Genomic DNA, 15,338 nt, shown 5'->3' with positions numbered 1-15,338 from the left:
TGGCCCTCATCCTGACCCAGTACAGCTCGGCGCTGCAGGGCTGCCATCGCAGGCTGTTCACAGCCCTCGCACATGGTCGGGTTAACGGAATTCACCCGACAGGTCGTGAGGGCGGTCGACACGTTGCAAGGGCACTCCGGCACGGAGCGCCAGCAAATCACCCCGCTTCACCCCACTAGACTGCTGTTGATGACCTCCCCGACATCAGGCACCACATTCCGGTTGGCGTCCTACGCGGTGTGCGTACGCGACGGTGCGGTACTGCTGGTTGCGGTCGAAGACAATGAGGGTGAGGCGACCTGGACGTTACCCGGCGGTGGCGTGGAGCCTCTGGAGGACCCGTTCGCTGCGGTGACCCGCGAGGTCGCCGAGGAAACCGGCTGCACCTCACGGGTTGTCCGCCTGCTGGGTGTGGATTCCCGGGTCATTCCGCAGGACGAAGCGATCCGCGGTGTGCCGCACCAGAATGTCGGCATCTTCTACGAGGTTGAGCTGACCCGGGACGAACTCCGTGCAGAACCCTCCGGGGATACGGTGACCCCGACGTGGGTGCCGCGCGATGACGTGGAGACCCTGTCCCGGAGCGGGCTGGTGGACATCGGCCTGACCCTGGTCGCCGAATGCCCGCCCTCCGGTCATGTTCCTCCGGTGACCGTGGGCGGGCTGGTGCGGCATTAGGTCCGGTGGCCCGTCCTACTGCACCGGCGGGACGGCGCCCACCGGCGGGAGTGCCCCGGTCCGGGCGATGTCCTGCGGGTACAGGATGTAGTGGGATGTTGAGACGCCGCTCGGGTCGGCATTGGGATCATCGGGGAGTGGGAACCGGTAGTCCACCTGGATGATGTTGTCCGCGACACGGGTCACGTCCTGGTTCGGGTAGGCCTCCGGGACAGTGGTGCCGATGTAGGCGCCGTGGTCGAACAGGGCGACCTGCTGTGGCGAGCTGCCTGTCCCGCCCGCCACATTGAGGACGATCGCCGAGAACGGCAGTGCGGGGTCGTAGGCCCTGGTGTCCGCCCCGGCGGCCGTCCATGGCCCGAAGCCGGCGGCGTTCGGAGTCCGGTCCGCAGCGATCTGGGCTGCTTCGCCAGCAGAGGGCGGCGGGGGCACCGGTACGGAGTCCGGCGGCGGGGGAGGTGGTGTCGCACTGCTGGTGGCGGTGCCGACCGTGGCCCCGCCGAGGGCGAGGAGGGTGGCCGTGGTGATTGCGAGGATCTTCGGATGACGTGTGGTGCGCTGTCGGTAATTCATGGTGTGACTCCTTTCCGACAGAGATGGAGAGTGGTCAATGTTCCTGCAAGGCCTTACACCTAGAGCGACCGACAGCGCGCCTGCGACCGTTACCTATCCCTGCTGACGGTAGGTTTTCACCGTGTTGATCTGGTCCCAGAGGAAGATCACCCAGACCGCGGTGACAACCGCCCAGTTCCACCAGGACGCGTCGATCTCGGCCGCGAGGCCCGGGTGCAGGACGTCCTGCGTCAGGAAAGCAACGGTGACCAGCACGGCGAGCACTGCATCCGCGAGGATTCCGGATGCCACGGACGCCGCAGTGAGTCGACGGATGCGGTAGTTCCACACATTGATCCCGGCGAGTACGGCGAGGAGTGCCCAGTAACCCACGAGCCAGACGGTCGGCAGGTCAGGGTTGACGAAGGTCTCCCCGCTGTTGAGGTCACCGATGTAGAACAACGGGGTCGTCAGCAGCGGAATGACGGCGAGCAGCGCCAGCATCACGATATTCAGGACCGCCTCGGCGCGGACCGGGGCCTGGTTTCCCCGGGTGTGGCGGCTGGTGTCCAGGTCATCGACGCTCCACGTGGTGGCGGATGCTCCAACCGTGTCCCCGATGTTCCTCAGGTCGCGGGGTGGGAGGACTCTCTCGCCGATGCCGATCAGTAGCGTGATGGCGGCGAAGGCCGCCAGCACGGGGACGACGGTCTTTCCGATGGTGACACCGATGAGTGCGCCGATGTGGGGTTCTTCCGCTGTCAGGTAGTAGCTGATGGCGTTGGCCAGCAGCGACAGCACGGCAACGATCGGCAGGATCAGCGTCATCATGCGGATGTAGACCGGGTAGTGCTCGGGGCCGATGAGGTAGCGCGGACGTCCCGAGTAGCGCTGGGCGAGGACGGCGGGGTCGCCGAGTTCGGTCAGGACGTCCCGCTCGATCCCGGCGGGGTCGGACCCCGGTTGCGCCTCCGACCGGGCGTCGACGAGGTCGGAGATCATGCCGGAGAGATCCTGCGCGATGTCGTCGCGTGAGTCCTCCGGGAGCTTGCGCAGGACGGTGTCGATGTAGCTGGAGGTCAGTGGGGGGTTCTGTGTGGCGTTCATGGGGTGGGGTCCTTCCAGAGGTCCGTGAGGCTGTCAGTCAGGGTGAGCCATTCGGTGCGCATGGCCTCGGCGGCGGAGGCCCCGTCCCCGGTGAGGGTGTAGTACTTCCGTGGCCGGGGTTCGTCGGTGTTCCATTCGGCGGCGAGCAGGCCCTGCTTCTCGAGTCGGCGCAGCAGTGGGTAGAGGGTGTTGGCTTCCGTGTGGATGCCGGACGCGGCGAGGGAACTCAGGAGCGAATAGCCGTACTGGGGGTCCCGGCAGGCACTCAGGCACGCCAGCACAACCGTTCCCCGCCTCAGTTCCTGGAGGTGGGTGGCCAGTGCATTGCTCTGCGCATCATCCATGTGTCACACTATACTGTGTGTCACACACTATGACAAGAGCCAGTAGCCCGTCCCAGCGAATGAGATAACTAAGTCGCTGATTGGGATTATTGAGGGGGAACCGTTAGAACAAAGGGGACGTTCGACACTGTTTTGCCGAGGAGAGGAACAAGGAATGACCGAAGGAACCATCAGCACAGCGGGGAAGCGGCGCAGGACCGGGCAGGAGGGGGACCGTTCGGCCACCCTCGTTGTCCTCGGGTTCCCTTTGTTCATCCTCGCGGGAACGGTGGTCGCCTTCCTCTTCCCCGCCCCGTTCCAGCCGCTCACGGACTACATCAACATCTTCCTGATGATCATCATGTTCTCCATGGGGCTCACGCTGACCGTCCCGGATTTCAGGATGATCGCCAAGCGTCCCGTCCCCGTCATCATCGGCGTGGTCGCGCAGTTCGTGGTGATGCCGTCGCTGGCGGTGTTCGTCGCGTGGCTCCTGAATCTGGATCCGGTTCTCGCCGTGGGCCTGCTCATGCTGGGTTCAGTGCCCGGGGGTACGTCCTCGAACGTCATCACCTTCCTCGCGAAGGGCGATGTGGCGCTGTCCGTGTCGATGACGAGCGTCTCCACCCTGCTCTCGCCGATCATGACCCCGACCCTCATGCTGCTGTTGGCCGATACCCGCACCGATGTCGACGCGTCCGGCATGGCCTGGACGCTGGCGCAGACCGTCCTGCTGCCTGTCGTTGGTGGCCTGCTGATCAGGACGTTCGTCGCCGACAAGTACCTTGACCCGTTCATGCCGGCGTTGCCGTGGATCTCCATCGTCGGCATCGGCGGAGTCGTCTTCCCTGCTGTGGCCAACAACGCCGACGCCCTGGCCAAGGTCGGCGTGATCGTTTTCGTGGCAGTGATCATCCACAACGTCCTGGGTTACGTCCTGGGGTACGCCGCGGGACGCGTGTTCAAACTCCCCGCCAGAGCCAACCGGGCGATGGCCACCGAGATAGGGACGCAGTCGGCCGGGCTCGCCTCGGGGATGGCGGGGCGGTTCTTCAGTCCCGAGGCCGCGCTGCCCGGTGCCGTCGCCGCCGTGGTGCACAACATCACCGGCGCAATCTACGTGGCCATCGTCCGCCGCCGGCCCCTCACCCCTGACCGTGGATGATCACGGCACGCCGGCTGATGCGCCAGCCCTCCGGGGTCCGCCGCAGCGTGTCGAGGTACTGGCCGATCAGTACCGGCATCGGACCCGGCTGCGTGTTCCCGAGACGAAGGTACTTGCTGCGTACATCGACCTCGTCACCCCGGTCGGCGATGACCTCGCTGTTGGTGGTGTGGTGTGACAGGGCAGGACGGGAACCGGGGGTCCTCGTACTGAACGGGTCGGAGGTCGACCCCGTCATCGTGAGCAGGACATTGTCCAGTCCGGACACCACCGGCCCCGGTTCGCCGTTGACGCCAGCCTCCGTGAAATCGAAGACGACGTCGTCGGTCAGGACGTGCGACATCGGCACCGTCCCCGCGTCCAGGGCATGCCCGTAACGGGCGATGGTCTGCATGATCCCCACATAGTCCTCGAAAACCACCGCGATCACCCCGTCAGTCCGAACGCGTCGGCCAGGAGCTCGTGGGACCGGCGCCGGGCGACGGGGTCGGCGATCAGGTCCTGGATCATCAGCTCGTCGGCGCCGCTCTCCTCCACCATCTGTTCCAGGGTGGTGCGGACACTCTCCGGGCCGCCGGCGACGAACTTGGGCCAGCGCCCGTCGGCGATCCACGTCGGCTCCTCCTTCTCCGCTGCGGACATTTCCCGCTCCGCATCCGCGGGAAGCGGGACCATGACGCTGCCGGCGTTGCGTCCTGCACGGCCGAGGGCGGAGTAGTAGCCCTTCGGGGAGTACGCCAGGTGTCGGCCGCTCTCCTCAGTCTCGCCGACCGCCACATTGACGGCGAGGATCGCCCGGGGGTTCTCGATCCCGAAACCCTGTGGCGTGAAGTTGGTGCGGTAGTTCTGCAACGCCTCCGCGGCCTTGGTCGGGTTGATGAAACCGGCGAACGTATACCCGATGCCGAGGCCCGCAGCCAGGTTCCCGCTGTTCGGACTCGACCCCAGCAGCCAGGTCTCCGGGTTCTCGGTCACCGACGGCATGAGCGGGTGTCCACGGAACGGGTGGTCCTCAGGGAAGGCCCCGTAGAGCCAGGCGAGGGTCTCGAGGATCTGCTGCTGGTGATCCGGCTGGGCCGGTTGCTGCCGGTTCTGCTGGAGGGCGGTGTCGATGACCGGGCCCGAGGTTGCCCGTCCCATGCCCAGGTCGATGCGCCCCGGTGCCATGGCTTCGAGCTGCTTGTACATCTCGGCGACCTTGAACGGGCTGTAGTTGTTCATGAGGACAGCGCCGGAGCCCAGGCGGATTGTCGAGGTCTGTGCCGCTGCGGCGGCAATGAGCAGTTCGGGGTGGTGGGAGGCCCCGGACCGGGACAAGTGGTGCTCGGCGAACCATACGCGGTGGAATCCGAGTTCCTCCGCGTGGCGGGTGTTCTCCAGGGAATCGGACAGGGCCTGCTTCTCGTCGGTTCCGGGGGCCACGGTTCCGAGGTCAACGATGGACAACTTCATGGTGTGGTGCTCCTTGCGTGTGCTTCGGTCACTGCATTGCGGGTGTCCCCCCACGCTACGGAAAAAGTTGGATGGTTCCAACCAGTTATATCGGCGACCGGACAGGTACGATCGGCGCCATGGTCGACGACAGGGTGCTGGACAGTATGGAGCGGTCCTTGGCGGAGGTGATCCGCCTGCTGACGGACCGGGCAGTGACGGGGAACCTCGCGAGGATCTCCGGGTTCGACCTGCCCCCGGCGTCCTGGTCGCTGCTGGAGTACCTCGCCAGCGACGGGCCGGTCCGGGTCTCGGACATCGCCGCCTGCCAGGGGGTGGACGTGTCGACGGTGACCCCCCGGCTGAAGAATCTGGAGGCGCAGGGGCTGGTGAGCCGGGAACGTGAACCGTCCGACGCCCGTGCCTTCCGGATCAGCATCGCCCCGCAGGGGGAGGCCGCGCTGGGGAACATCCACGCTGCCCGGCGGGACATCCTCCGGGACGCGGTGGAGCGGGTCGGGCCGGATCAGCTGGCGGGGGCGGAGCACACGCTGCGCTCCATTGCGCACCACCTGGCACCGTCGACGTAACCGCCCCTTTCCAGGGGTGGAACACCACACCGGCCAACAGAGCCCGCTGATATCGTAGGGGGGTGGCACACGGCACGGAGCGACTCGTCTTCTTCATCTCGGACAGCACGGGGATCACCTCCGAGACGCTCGGCAACGCCCTGCTCGCGCAGTTCCCCGGGACCCCTTTCGCGCGCCGCGTCCTCCCCTTCGTCGACACCGTCGAGCACGCCCGCCGGGCCGTCCAGGAGATCGCCGACATCTCCGCCGGGGCGCGGGAGACACCCATCGTCTTCGTGACCGTGCGCGACGCCGAGGTCGCGGACACCATGTTCCAGGCGCCCTGTGAAGTCATCGACCTGCTCGGTGCGCACCTCGTCCAGCTGGAACGGGTCCTCGACGCCCCACGCAGCGCGTCGGCGACCGCGTACCACCGGGTCGGTGACCAGGCCCGCTACCTGGACCGCATCGACGCCGTCGAGTACACCATCGAACACGACGACGCCGCCTCCCTGCGCCGTATCGGCAGCGCCGACCTGATCATCATCGCCCCGTCCCGCTGCGGGAAGACCCCCACGGCCATGTACCTCGCACTGCAGCACGGACTGCGGGTCGCCAACTACCCGCTCACCGAGGACGACCGTCCCGGCGAACTCCCCGAATCCATGCGCCCGTACCGGGACCGGCTGTTCGGGCTGACCACCACCGCCCAGCGTCTCAGCCAGGTCCGCGGCGAACGAAGACCGGGCAGCGGCTACGCCAGTCTCGCCCGCTGCCGCACCGAACTCCGCGAGGCGGAAACCCTCTACAAGAGCAACGGCATCCCCTACATCGACTCCCACGCCATGAGTGTCGAGGAGATGTCCAGCATCATCCTCTCGACCATGGACCTGCGGCACAACTGAAAGGACCCACACCATGTCCTCCACCATCATCCCCTTCGACCAGCTCGGCATGGACGACGTCCCCCAGGTCGGCGGCAAGAACGCCTCCCTCGGTGAGATGGTCGTCAACCTCGCCGACGCCGGCGTCCGCGTCCCCGGTGGTTTCGCCACCACCGCCGACGCCTTCCGCGACTTCCTCGCCGTCAACGGACTCGACGAGAGGATCAGCGGAACCCTCGCCGACCTCGACATCGAGGACGTCCGTGAGCTGTCGGTCCGCGGAGAGCAGATCCGGGGCTGGATCCTGGAGCAGGCTTTCCCGCAGAACCTCGAGCGCGACATCCGCGACGCCTACGAGGACCTCGTGGCCAACGACACGCACCCCGGGGACGTCACCTGGGCGGTACGGTCCAGCGCGACGGCCGAGGACCTGCCGGACGCGTCCTTCGCCGGCCAGCAGGAGACCTACCTGAACATCGGCGGCATCGACAACGTCCTGGAGGCGGTGAAGCTGGTCTTCGCCTCCCTGTACAACGACCGGGCGATCGCCTACCGCGTCCACCACGGCTTCATCCACGACGAGGTCGCCCTGTCCGCCGGCGTCCAACGGATGGTCCGTACCGACATCGGGGCGTCCGGCGTGATGTTCACCGTGGACACCGAGTCCGGATTCGACCGCGCAGTGTTCATCACCTCCGCCTACGGCCTCGGCGAGGCCGTGGTGCAGGGTGCGGTGAACCCGGACGAGTTCTACGTGCACAAGCCCGCCGTCAAGGACGGCCGGTCCGGGAAGGACGCGATCCTGTCCCGCACCGTCGGTGAGAAGGCGGTCGCCATGCGCTACGCCGAAGGCACCGGTGCCGAGTCCGCGACCCGGTGGGAGGACGTGGACGACAGCGACCGCGGGCAGTTCTCCATCACCGACGACGAGGTCACCGAGCTGGCCCGCCACGCCGTGGCCATCGAGGAGCACTACGGCCGTCCGATGGACATCGAGTGGGGGCGCGACGGGCTGGACGGCCAGCTCTACATCCTGCAGGCGCGTCCCGAGACCGTCGTGTCGCGCCGGGGCGAGGGCGGCCAGGTGCTGTCCCGCTTCGAGATCGACCGCAGGGCCGCCGACTCCGCCGAGGTCCTGGCGGAGGGCCGTTCCATCGGCCAGCGCATCGGCGCCGGTCCGGTGCGCGTCCTGCGCTCGATCAAGGACATGGACAAAATGCACACCGGGGATGTGCTGGTCGCCGAGATCACCGACCCGGACTGGGAGCCGATCATGAAGCGGGCCTCGGCGATCATCACCGAGCGTGGCGGACGCACATGCCACGCCGCGATCATCGCCCGCGAACTGGGCGTCCCCGCGATCGTCGGCACCGGCGACGCGACGTCCACGCTGCCCGACGGGGAGTCCGTCACGGTGTCCTGCGCCGAGGGCGACACCGGACGCGCCTACCGCGGCGAGGTGCCCTTCGAGGAGAAGGAGACCCGGCTGGACGCCATGCCCGACATCCCCGTGAAGCTGATGATGAACGTGGCGACCCCCGACCAGGCCTTCGCCTTCTCCTCGCTGCCGAACAACGGCGTGGGGCTGGCGCGCATGGAGTTCATCATCAACCGGCAGATCGGCGTGCATCCTCGCGCACTGCTGGAGCGGGTCACCCTGGAACCGGAACTGCAGGCGGAGGTGGACGCGATCACCGCGGCCTACCCGTCCCCGGAGGAGTTCTTCATCCGGCGTGTGGTCGAGGGCGTCTCGACGATTGCCGCGGCCTTCGACCCGAAGCCGGTGATCGTGCGGCTGTCCGACTTCAAGACCAACGAGTACGCCAACCTCGTTGCCGGCGAGAAGTACGAGCCGAAGGAGGAGAACCCGATGATCGGGTACCGGGGTGCCGCCCGGTACGTCTCCGAGGAGTTCCGCGACTGCTTCGCCCTGGAGTGCGAGGCACTGCGCCGCGTGCGTGAGGAGATGGGACTGACGAACGTGCGGATCATGATCCCGTTCGTCCGCAACGTCCCCGAACTGCAGGACGTGCTGGAGGTCATGTCCTCCCACGGACTCACGCGCGGCGAGGGCGCGGGGGAGGGAGGTCTGAAGGTCGTGATGATGTGCGAGGTGCCGTCGAACTACCTGCTGGCCGAGGAGTTCCTGGAGCACGTGGACGGTTTCTCCATCGGCTCCAACGACATGACCCAACTGGTGCTCGGCGTGGACCGCGACTCCGACCTGGTCGCCCATGACTTCGACGAGAACGACCCGGCGGTGCTGAAGGTCATCGGTTCGGTCGTGCGCACCTGCGTGGAGAAGGGCAAGTACGTGGGGATCTGCGGCCAGGGGCCCTCGGATTCGCCGCAGCTCGCCGGCTGGCTGGTGGAGCAGGGCATCGAGTCGATGTCCCTGACCCCGGACACCGTGGTGAAGACCTGGCTGTCCCTGGCGGGGGAGTAATGCCCGACAGGTCACCGGTTCCTCCCTGGCGGAACCCCGGGGATTTCGTCGCCCACGTCGAGATCCCCGGGCCTGCCACCCAGTCGTCGGTGAGGGCGGAAGCGCTCTGGCGCCACGCCGTGGACACCGGTGTGGCCGGGCAGGTCTGGCACACACCGGTGTGGCTCCCCGATCCCCGGGGACGGACACGGGCGCATGCGGCGTCCCTGTTCATCGACGAGACCGTCAGTGACGAGGAGGCCGGGTGGCTCCACGAGACGGGGCTCGACTGGGCGCGGTGGCTGGTCGACGATTCGGCGGAGTACGCGGCGGTGGTCGGTGCAGTGGGGACGCGGGACGTGGTTCCGCTCTCCGAGTTCATCGACGCGGACATGACGGGTGCCTGGCTGGTGCGTGGCGGGGACGCCGACGGCACCGGGGGGACTCCGTGGCGGCTTCTGGTCGCGGGGGACGTATTCCGGATCTGGGGGCGGTGAGGGCTCCCTGCAGGGGGATGCGGGAGGCACCCCGGGGAGGTGAACGCCATGTACCGGGTGGCTCGTCGGGCGCGCCGGGTACGCCCATGCGTATAGTGGCCGGATAGCGATACCCCTCACACTACGATCTTTATCTCCAGGAGTTATGCAGTGAAGCTCAACGATGAAACCTCGGACGCGGTGGCTACCCGGTTGCGACGGGCGCGTGGACAGCTCGAAGGCGTGATCTCGATGATCGAGGACGGCCGGGAGTGCAGCGAGATCGTCACCCAGCTGGCAGCGGTGTCCCGGGCGGTGGACCGCGCCGGGGTGAAGGCGATCTCAGGCGGGATGCGGGACTACGCCAGCCGGGATGCCGCGGACACGCCCGACGGCTGGGAGGACGAGATGGAGAAGCTGTTCCTCTCACTGGCGTAGGGGTGCCAGCAATGCTTCGCCCCGAGACCCTCAGCACAACCGTCCGATTTCCTCGGCGAGCAGCCCGGCGTCGGTGACCGGGACATAGTGGGCGGAGTTCTCCGCCAGGACGAGCCGCCCGTTCTTGGAGGCTGCCGCCCGCTGCTCGTACGCCGCCAGCGCCGAGCGGCGGTTCCCCTCACTCATACCGTCCCCCGGCTTCGCCCCGGCGACGATTGTCACAGGGATGTCCCCGAGGTCCGGCGGAGTCGACCGCCACGTCCTCACCTCCGGCATGAACGTCCGGGACTGGGTCAGCTGCGTCCGGAACACCTCCGGCCCGAACGCCTCGGCGGCCATATCCCCGCGCACATCGTCGGCCGGGGCGGCATCCATCAGCCAGGCGAACATCCGTCGCACCAGCCCCAATTTCGCCAGCAGCAGGGAGAGGTTGCCGACGACCAGCTCCAGTGCCCGGAACCAGGGGGAGCCCATCTCGCCGATCGCCTCGTCCGTCGGGTCGACGAGCACCAGCCCGGCGACTCGCCCGGGGTGCCTCGACGCGGCCAGGCGGACCAGGGGCCCGCCGGCCGAATGTCCGACCAGGACGAAGGAGGATCCCCCGAGCCGGTCGAGGACGTCATTGAGGTCGTCGGCCATCCGGGACAGCGTCCTGCCGTCGGGGTCCGGGGCCGAACGGCCCAGTCCGGAGCGGTCGTAGACCACCGACCGGGCAACGCCGTCCATGGCGGCGACGCGGGTCTGCACGTCCGCTGACACGGACCGGTTCGCTGCGGCGCCGGCCTCGAAGACGACGGTCACGCCGTCCCGGGAGGGACCGTCCAGGGACTGAGAGAACAGCCGGCGACCGTCACGTGTGGTGAGCCATGCGGGGCTGCCCTGGGTGTGCCGGTGGTGGGTGGTGTCAGGTGAGGCAGTACTCATGTACTGAACATACGTCCGGCGCTGCGCCCTGCGCACGGGTTTCGCCGCGATAGACTGGCATGCGTGATCCGAACCCTGCTCATCGACAATCACGACTCCTTCACCTGGAACCTCGTCCACGACCTGACCAGGGTCAACGGCATGTCGCCGGTGGTCGTGCCCAATGACTGGGAAGGATGGGCCATCCAGGGCCCCGACCTGCTCGAATCATTCGACAACGTGGTCATTTCGCCCGGGCCCGGTACCCCGCTGCATCCGGTGGACGTCGGTATCGGCCCCGGGGTGGTCGCTGCCGCCGTCGAACGCCGGACCCCCGTGCTCGGGATCTGCCTGGGCCACCAGCTCATCGCGCACATGTACGGCGGCACCGTCGGAGCCTCCCCGGAGCCGGTCCACGGTCGGATGTCGCAGGTCTCCCATGACGGACGGGGCCTGTTCTCCGGCGTCCCCGAGCCGTTCGAGGTGGTCCGCTACCACTCCCTGGCCGTCCTGGACGTGCCCTCCGGCATCACCGTCGACGCCCGCAGCGAGGACGGGACGATCATGGGACTCAGCGTCCCCGGCAAACTCCTGTGGGGCGTGCAGTTCCACCCCGAGTCGGTGAAGACGCTGCACGGCCCGGAACTCCTCGCCAACTTCGCCCAGCTCACCCGCGACAATGGTCGGGTGCGCCGCGTCCACGACCACGTGGTGCCGATGGTCGGCGCGGACACCCGCGCCATGGCGGAGACCCTGTTCCGCGCCATGTTCGGGGACGCCGACCACGCCGTCTGGCTCGACGGCAACCGGGCGGGGGACTCCCGCGCCAGGTTCACCGTCATGGGTGCCGCCGACGGCCGCAACGCCGGTCCGTCGGCCGCCGTCGCCACGGCCAGCGTCGGGGAGGGGACGGTGACGGTCACCCGCGGAGAGCATGTCAGCGTGGTCGAGCAGGACGTCCTGACCTGGTTGCGGGACGATCTCGCCCGGTGGAACATCCGTGGCGGGGGACTGGACGAGGACCTCGCCGGCGACCGCGACGGTGAGACGGGGTTCGGATTCAGGCTGGGCTGGGTCGGCTACCTCGGCTACGGGGTCAAGGAACAGTGCTCCGACGGTGAGGGGGCGCTGAACACCCGTGCGTCCACCGTGCCGGACGCGAACCTGGTCTTCCTCGACCGTGCGGTGGTGATCGACCACCGGTACGCCGAGGCGCACCTGCTGTTCCTCGACCGGCCGCGCGTCCGCGACGCCGGCCCCTGGGCGACCGCCGCGGAGACCGCGTGGCGGGAGAAGACCGCCGCGCTGATCCGCAGACTCTGCGCCGGCACAGCGACGGTGGACCCCGGGGACACGTGCACCCTCGACACCGCGATGCACGACCGTGGGGACTACACGGGGAAGGTCCGTGAGATCCAACGGCTCATCCGGGAGGGTGAGACCTACGAGGCCTGCCTGACCACGACGTTGACCGCCACACCGGACGGTTCCCCCGACACCCTCGACCTCTACCGGCGGCTGCGGCGGGACAACCCGGCCCCGTTCGCGTCCTACCTGCGGCTGCCCGGGGTGACGGTGATGTCGACCTCCCCGGAGCGATTCCTGCGGGTGGATGCCGACGGCACCGTCATGTCCTCACCGATCAAGGGGACCCGCCCGGTGGGCGACTCCGAGGAACTCGATCTGCGGATCCGGGCGGAGCTGCAGGCCAGCGAGAAGGACCGTGCCGAGAACCTGATGATCGTCGACCTGGTGCGCCACGATCTGGGCCGGGTGGCCGAGCCCGGCACGGTGCAGGTGCCCGAGCTGTTCAGCGTGGAAAGCTACGCCACGGTCCACCAGCTGGTCAGCACCGTCACCGCGCGGCTCGGCGAAGGCTTCACCGGGGTGGACGCGGTGCGTGCGGCATTCCCCCCGGGGTCGATGACCGGCGCACCTAAGCAGCGCACCATGCGCATCCTGGAGGAGCTGGAGGACGGCCCACGCGGGGTGTACAGCGGCGCGGTCGGCTACTTCTCGCTGGACGGTGCGGTGGACCTGTCCGTGGTGATCAGGACGCTGATCTCCGAGGGGACAGGTGGGGACACCGACCGGCTGACCTACGGTGTCGGCGGTGCCGTGGTGGCCCAGTCCGACCCGGACGGGGAGTACGAGGAAACGGTCGTGAAGTCGGCGCCGGTGCTGGGTCTGGGGTGACCCGGGCATTCTCGGATAAGGTCGTGGATCATGAGTGGAGAGGATGCCGCGGACATCAGGGCCGCCTTCGACGCCGTCCGTGAACAGGTGGACGCCGCCGCTGTGGCCTCGGGACGCGATCCCGCCGGGATCCGGCTGCTGCCGGTGAGCAAGACCGTGCCGGTGGACCGGCTGCGGGCCGCGGTGGACGCCGGGTTGCATGAGCTCGCGGAGAACAAGCCGCAGGAGCTCCAGCGCAAAGCCGTGGAACTGGCACAACTGTCGGTGCGGTGGGTGGCGATCGGGCACCTGCAGACCAACAAGGCGAGGATCGTCGCCGAACACGCCTCGGAGTTCCAGGCCCTTGACTCGGTGCGCGTGGCTGAGGCGCTGCAGCGCCGGCTGGAGAACGCGGACCGGAGCCTCGATGTGCTCGTCCAGGTCAACACCTCCGGCGAGGAGGCGAAGACGGGGGCGGCGCCGGAGGACGTGCGTCCCATCCTGGAGACAGCCGCACGGTGTGACCGTCTGCGTGTCCGCGGGTTCATGACGGTCGCGACGCACGGCGGTGGTGAATCGGAGACCCGCCGCTGCTTCGCACAGTTGCGCGGGGTACTGGAGGGGGCCCGGCAGGACGCGGTGGTCGACCCGGACCTGCTGACCGAGCTGTCCATGGGCATGTCGGGGGACTTTGCCGCCGCCATTGCCGAGGGGGCGACCTGCGTACGCGTCGGCACCGCGGTCTTCGGCGCGCGGGACTACGGCGATCACTAGTGTGACCTGCTTGTTCGTGCCCGTGTTGGTGAATCCGGGGTACGTGCTTTATTCTTAACAGCGCTGCCGGTCAGAAGCGGACACGGACACGCCCTCCAGGGTGTGTGTACGCCTGATTCTGGTAGAGGTAGGGCTCCCATCGTCTAGTGGCCTAGGACTCCGCCCTTTCACGGCGGCAACACGGGTTCGAATCCCGTTGGGAGTACATTGGCCCTGTGGCGCAGTTGGTTAGCGCGCCGCCCTGTCACGGCGGAGGTCGCGAGTTCAAGTCTCGTCAGGGTCGCATCATGCAGCGGGCGCACACCATCACGGTGTGCGCCCGCTGCTGTGTCATACCATGGCCCCATGCGCATTTCCCTGCTCGACCGGGCCAACAATGTCGTCGGGTGTCCGGATTCCGGTGTCCTCCGGCAGATCGTGGACCGGGCGCGCCTGGCAGAGGACCTCGGCTACCACCGTTTCCTCGTCGCTGAGCACCATGGCGTCCCCGGTATCGCCGGCAGCGCGCCGACGGTGCTGGCCGCCGCTGTCGGCCAGGCGACACAGTCGATCCGCGTCGGGACCGCGGGCGTCATGCTGCCGGACCACGTGCCGTTCGTTGTCGCCGAGCAAGTTGCGGTCCTGGAGTCGCTGTACCCCGGCCGGGTCGACATCGGCATCGGATCGTCGGCCGGGTTCACCGCTCCGGTGCGCAGGGCACTGCGGCAGGACGAGGACGCGTCCGCCGCCCGTCAGGGCTACCTGGACGCGTTGGACGAGCTCCTGGGCTACCTCCGGGGCACGGCACCGGTCACCCTGCGTCCCACACTGCACTCCTGCCCGAGGGTGTACCTGCTGAGCGGTGGTTCCCCCGAGACCGTCGCCGCGGCCCGTGGGCGGGGTCTGGGGCTGATTCTGGGTGGCCCTGGCGCCGTGGGGGCGGCGTCGGACGTGGCGGGTGGCAGAGCCATCGTTTCCGCTCCGGTCGCGGTCGCGGCGACACGTGAGGAGGCCAGGGGCCTGGTCCTGCCGGAGGTGTGGGCGCAGGTGCTGTCGCGGACCACGGGGAGCTTCGGGGCGTTGCGTCCGGTGGAGGAGCTCGACGAGGCGGATCTCACGGCCCAGCAGCGGCGCAGGGTGGCCCGTGGCCTGGAGGCGACGATCCACGGCACGCCGGACGAGGTCGCCGCCGAGCTGACGGCGCTGGAACAGCGTGGGGTCGGTGAGGTCCTGGTCACGGGCGGGATGTCCGACCTCGACGGACAGCGGCGCAGTGACGGGCTGATCGCCGGTGCTGCGGGGTCGGGGACGTCCTGAACTGTGGGTTTGTTTGTTGGTGGTGGTGCTGTGTACAGTATGCCTTCGTGCACGGCACTCGACCGCGGTCGGGTGATCACGCATGTTTGGCCCTGTGGCGCAGTTGGTTAGCGCGCCGCCCTGTCACGGCGGAGGTCGCGAG

Annotated in this window: 16 protein-coding genes and 2 tRNA genes; 12 read left to right on the top strand and 6 right to left on the bottom strand. The window is 68.2% G+C overall.

The features are described from left to right. Nucleotides 1-189: 189 nt before the first annotated feature. Nucleotides 190-678, top strand: a complete 489-nt coding sequence (locus ACTIL2_RS13845; protein WP_442338055.1) for an NUDIX domain-containing protein — start codon at nucleotides 190-192, stop codon at nucleotides 676-678. A 15-nt stretch (nucleotides 679-693) separates the two neighbouring features. Here ACTIL2_RS13845 and ACTIL2_RS13840 read toward each other — a convergent pair whose 3' ends face one another. The 3 genes from ACTIL2_RS13840 to ACTIL2_RS13830 all read right to left on the bottom strand — a co-directional run bounded on the left by ACTIL2_RS13840 (nucleotide 694) and on the right by ACTIL2_RS13830 (nucleotide 2,681). Then, on the bottom strand, nucleotides 694-1,251 hold the full coding sequence (locus ACTIL2_RS13840) for an LppP/LprE family lipoprotein (RefSeq protein WP_442338054.1): 558 nt from the start codon (nucleotides 1,249-1,251) through the stop codon (nucleotides 694-696). Between the two features lie 93 nt (nucleotides 1,252-1,344). After that, complete coding sequence (locus ACTIL2_RS13835) at nucleotides 1,345-2,337, bottom strand: HAAS signaling domain-containing protein (RefSeq protein ID WP_442338053.1); 993 nt, start codon at nucleotides 2,335-2,337, stop codon at nucleotides 1,345-1,347. After that, entirely contained in the window at nucleotides 2,334-2,681 is a 348-nt protein-coding gene (locus ACTIL2_RS13830; RefSeq protein WP_442338052.1) for a PadR family transcriptional regulator, read from the bottom strand. The genes ACTIL2_RS13835 and ACTIL2_RS13830 overlap by 4 nt, the downstream gene beginning before the upstream one ends. 154 nt (nucleotides 2,682-2,835) lie before the next feature. Here ACTIL2_RS13830 and ACTIL2_RS13825 point away from each other — a divergent pair, with 154 nt between their 5' ends. Next, a complete protein-coding gene (locus ACTIL2_RS13825; RefSeq protein WP_442338051.1) occupies nucleotides 2,836-3,825 on the top strand; it encodes a bile acid:sodium symporter family protein in 990 nt (329 codons plus the stop codon). Here ACTIL2_RS13825 and ACTIL2_RS13820 read toward each other — a convergent pair. Both ACTIL2_RS13820 and ACTIL2_RS13815 read right to left on the bottom strand, forming a co-directional pair. Beyond that, entirely contained in the window at nucleotides 3,806-4,228 is a 423-nt protein-coding gene (locus ACTIL2_RS13820; RefSeq protein ID WP_442338056.1) for a nuclear transport factor 2 family protein, read from the bottom strand. The two genes, ACTIL2_RS13825 and ACTIL2_RS13820, sit on opposite strands and share 20 nt — an antisense overlap. Before the next feature lie 23 nt (nucleotides 4,229-4,251). Continuing rightward, complete coding sequence (locus tag ACTIL2_RS13815) at nucleotides 4,252-5,277, bottom strand: MsnO8 family LLM class oxidoreductase (RefSeq protein WP_442338050.1); 1,026 nt, start codon at nucleotides 5,275-5,277, stop codon at nucleotides 4,252-4,254. A 119-nt stretch (nucleotides 5,278-5,396) separates the two neighbouring features. Here ACTIL2_RS13815 and ACTIL2_RS13810 point away from each other — a divergent pair, with 119 nt between their 5' ends. The 5 genes from ACTIL2_RS13810 (at nucleotide 5,397) to ACTIL2_RS13790 (ending at nucleotide 10,048) form a co-directional block, all read left to right on the top strand. Continuing rightward, nucleotides 5,397-5,846, top strand: a complete 450-nt coding sequence (locus tag ACTIL2_RS13810; protein WP_442338049.1) for a MarR family winged helix-turn-helix transcriptional regulator — start codon at nucleotides 5,397-5,399, stop codon at nucleotides 5,844-5,846. A 62-nt stretch (nucleotides 5,847-5,908) separates the two neighbouring features. Beyond that, nucleotides 5,909-6,730 carry a pyruvate, water dikinase regulatory protein gene (locus ACTIL2_RS13805; RefSeq protein ID WP_442338048.1) on the top strand — a complete coding sequence of 274 codons (822 nt, stop codon included), beginning with the start codon at nucleotides 5,909-5,911 and terminating at the stop codon, nucleotides 6,728-6,730. 13 nt (nucleotides 6,731-6,743) lie between these two features. Beyond that, on the top strand, nucleotides 6,744-9,155 hold the full coding sequence (gene ppsA / locus ACTIL2_RS13800) for a phosphoenolpyruvate synthase (RefSeq protein ID WP_442338047.1): 2,412 nt from the start codon (nucleotides 6,744-6,746) through the stop codon (nucleotides 9,153-9,155). Further along, nucleotides 9,155-9,631 (top strand): hypothetical protein, encoded by a 477-nt coding sequence (locus tag ACTIL2_RS13795; RefSeq protein ID WP_442338046.1) that lies wholly within the window; start codon nucleotides 9,155-9,157, stop codon nucleotides 9,629-9,631. The genes ppsA and ACTIL2_RS13795 overlap by 1 nt, the downstream gene beginning before the upstream one ends. 150 nt (nucleotides 9,632-9,781) lie before the next feature. Continuing rightward, complete coding sequence (locus tag ACTIL2_RS13790; protein WP_442338045.1) at nucleotides 9,782-10,048, top strand: metal-sensitive transcriptional regulator; 267 nt, start codon at nucleotides 9,782-9,784, stop codon at nucleotides 10,046-10,048. Between the two features lie 30 nt (nucleotides 10,049-10,078). Here the strand turns inward: ACTIL2_RS13790 and ACTIL2_RS13785 are convergent, their stop codons facing one another. Next, nucleotides 10,079-10,972, bottom strand: coding sequence for an alpha/beta fold hydrolase (locus ACTIL2_RS13785; RefSeq protein ID WP_442338044.1), 894 nt, complete (start codon nucleotides 10,970-10,972; stop codon nucleotides 10,079-10,081). A gap of 63 nt (nucleotides 10,973-11,035) precedes the next feature. Between ACTIL2_RS13785 and pabB the strand changes: the two genes are divergently transcribed. The 5 genes from pabB to ACTIL2_RS13760 all read left to right on the top strand — a co-directional run bounded on the left by pabB (nucleotide 11,036) and on the right by ACTIL2_RS13760 (nucleotide 15,196). Next, nucleotides 11,036-13,147, top strand: a complete 2,112-nt coding sequence (pabB, locus tag ACTIL2_RS13780) for an aminodeoxychorismate synthase component I (RefSeq protein ID WP_442338043.1) — start codon at nucleotides 11,036-11,038, stop codon at nucleotides 13,145-13,147. 30 nt (nucleotides 13,148-13,177) lie between these two features. Further along, on the top strand, nucleotides 13,178-13,900 hold the full coding sequence (locus ACTIL2_RS13775; RefSeq protein ID WP_442338042.1) for a YggS family pyridoxal phosphate-dependent enzyme: 723 nt from the start codon (nucleotides 13,178-13,180) through the stop codon (nucleotides 13,898-13,900). A 132-nt stretch (nucleotides 13,901-14,032) separates the two neighbouring features. After that, nucleotides 14,033-14,105 (top strand) — tRNA-Glu (locus ACTIL2_RS13770). A 4-nt stretch (nucleotides 14,106-14,109) separates the two neighbouring features. After that, nucleotides 14,110-14,183 (top strand) — tRNA-Asp (locus ACTIL2_RS13765). 62 nt (nucleotides 14,184-14,245) lie between these two features. After that, nucleotides 14,246-15,196: an MsnO8 family LLM class oxidoreductase gene (locus tag ACTIL2_RS13760; protein ID WP_442338041.1), complete on the top strand. Its 951-nt coding sequence runs from the start codon at nucleotides 14,246-14,248 to the stop codon at nucleotides 15,194-15,196. Nucleotides 15,197-15,338: the final 142 nt, after the last annotated feature.

The organism is Corynebacterium sp. (assembly GCF_052107835.1).
GTDB lineage: Bacteria > Actinomycetota > Actinomycetes > Mycobacteriales > Mycobacteriaceae > Corynebacterium.
Note: the sequence above shows the minus strand (reverse complement) of the source record. Positions and strands in the feature narration are given on the sequence as shown.

Excerpts from the sequence above, each read along its gene's own strand:
- ppsA (WP_442338047.1), top strand. The coding sequence starts at position 6,744 with ATGTCCTCCACCATCATCCCCTTCGACCAGCTCGGCATGGACGACGTC.
- ACTIL2_RS13840 (WP_442338054.1), bottom strand. The coding sequence starts at position 1,251 with ATGAATTACCGACAGCGCACCACACGTCATCCGAAGATCCTCGCAATC.
- ACTIL2_RS13845 (WP_442338055.1), top strand. The coding sequence starts at position 190 with ATGACCTCCCCGACATCAGGCACCACATTCCGGTTGGCGTCCTACGCG.
- ACTIL2_RS13835 (WP_442338053.1), bottom strand. The coding sequence starts at position 2,337 with ATGAACGCCACACAGAACCCCCCACTGACCTCCAGCTACATCGACACC.
- ACTIL2_RS13795 (WP_442338046.1), top strand. The coding sequence starts at position 9,155 with ATGCCCGACAGGTCACCGGTTCCTCCCTGGCGGAACCCCGGGGATTTC.
- ACTIL2_RS13830 (WP_442338052.1), bottom strand. The coding sequence starts at position 2,681 with ATGGATGATGCGCAGAGCAATGCACTGGCCACCCACCTCCAGGAACTG.
- ACTIL2_RS13810 (WP_442338049.1), top strand. The coding sequence starts at position 5,397 with ATGGTCGACGACAGGGTGCTGGACAGTATGGAGCGGTCCTTGGCGGAG.
- ACTIL2_RS13785 (WP_442338044.1), bottom strand. The coding sequence starts at position 10,972 with ATGAGTACTGCCTCACCTGACACCACCCACCACCGGCACACCCAGGGC.
- ACTIL2_RS13815 (WP_442338050.1), bottom strand. The coding sequence starts at position 5,277 with ATGAAGTTGTCCATCGTTGACCTCGGAACCGTGGCCCCCGGAACCGAC.
- ACTIL2_RS13760 (WP_442338041.1), top strand. The coding sequence starts at position 14,246 with ATGCGCATTTCCCTGCTCGACCGGGCCAACAATGTCGTCGGGTGTCCG.
- ACTIL2_RS13775 (WP_442338042.1), top strand. The coding sequence starts at position 13,178 with ATGAGTGGAGAGGATGCCGCGGACATCAGGGCCGCCTTCGACGCCGTC.
- ACTIL2_RS13825 (WP_442338051.1), top strand. The coding sequence starts at position 2,836 with ATGACCGAAGGAACCATCAGCACAGCGGGGAAGCGGCGCAGGACCGGG.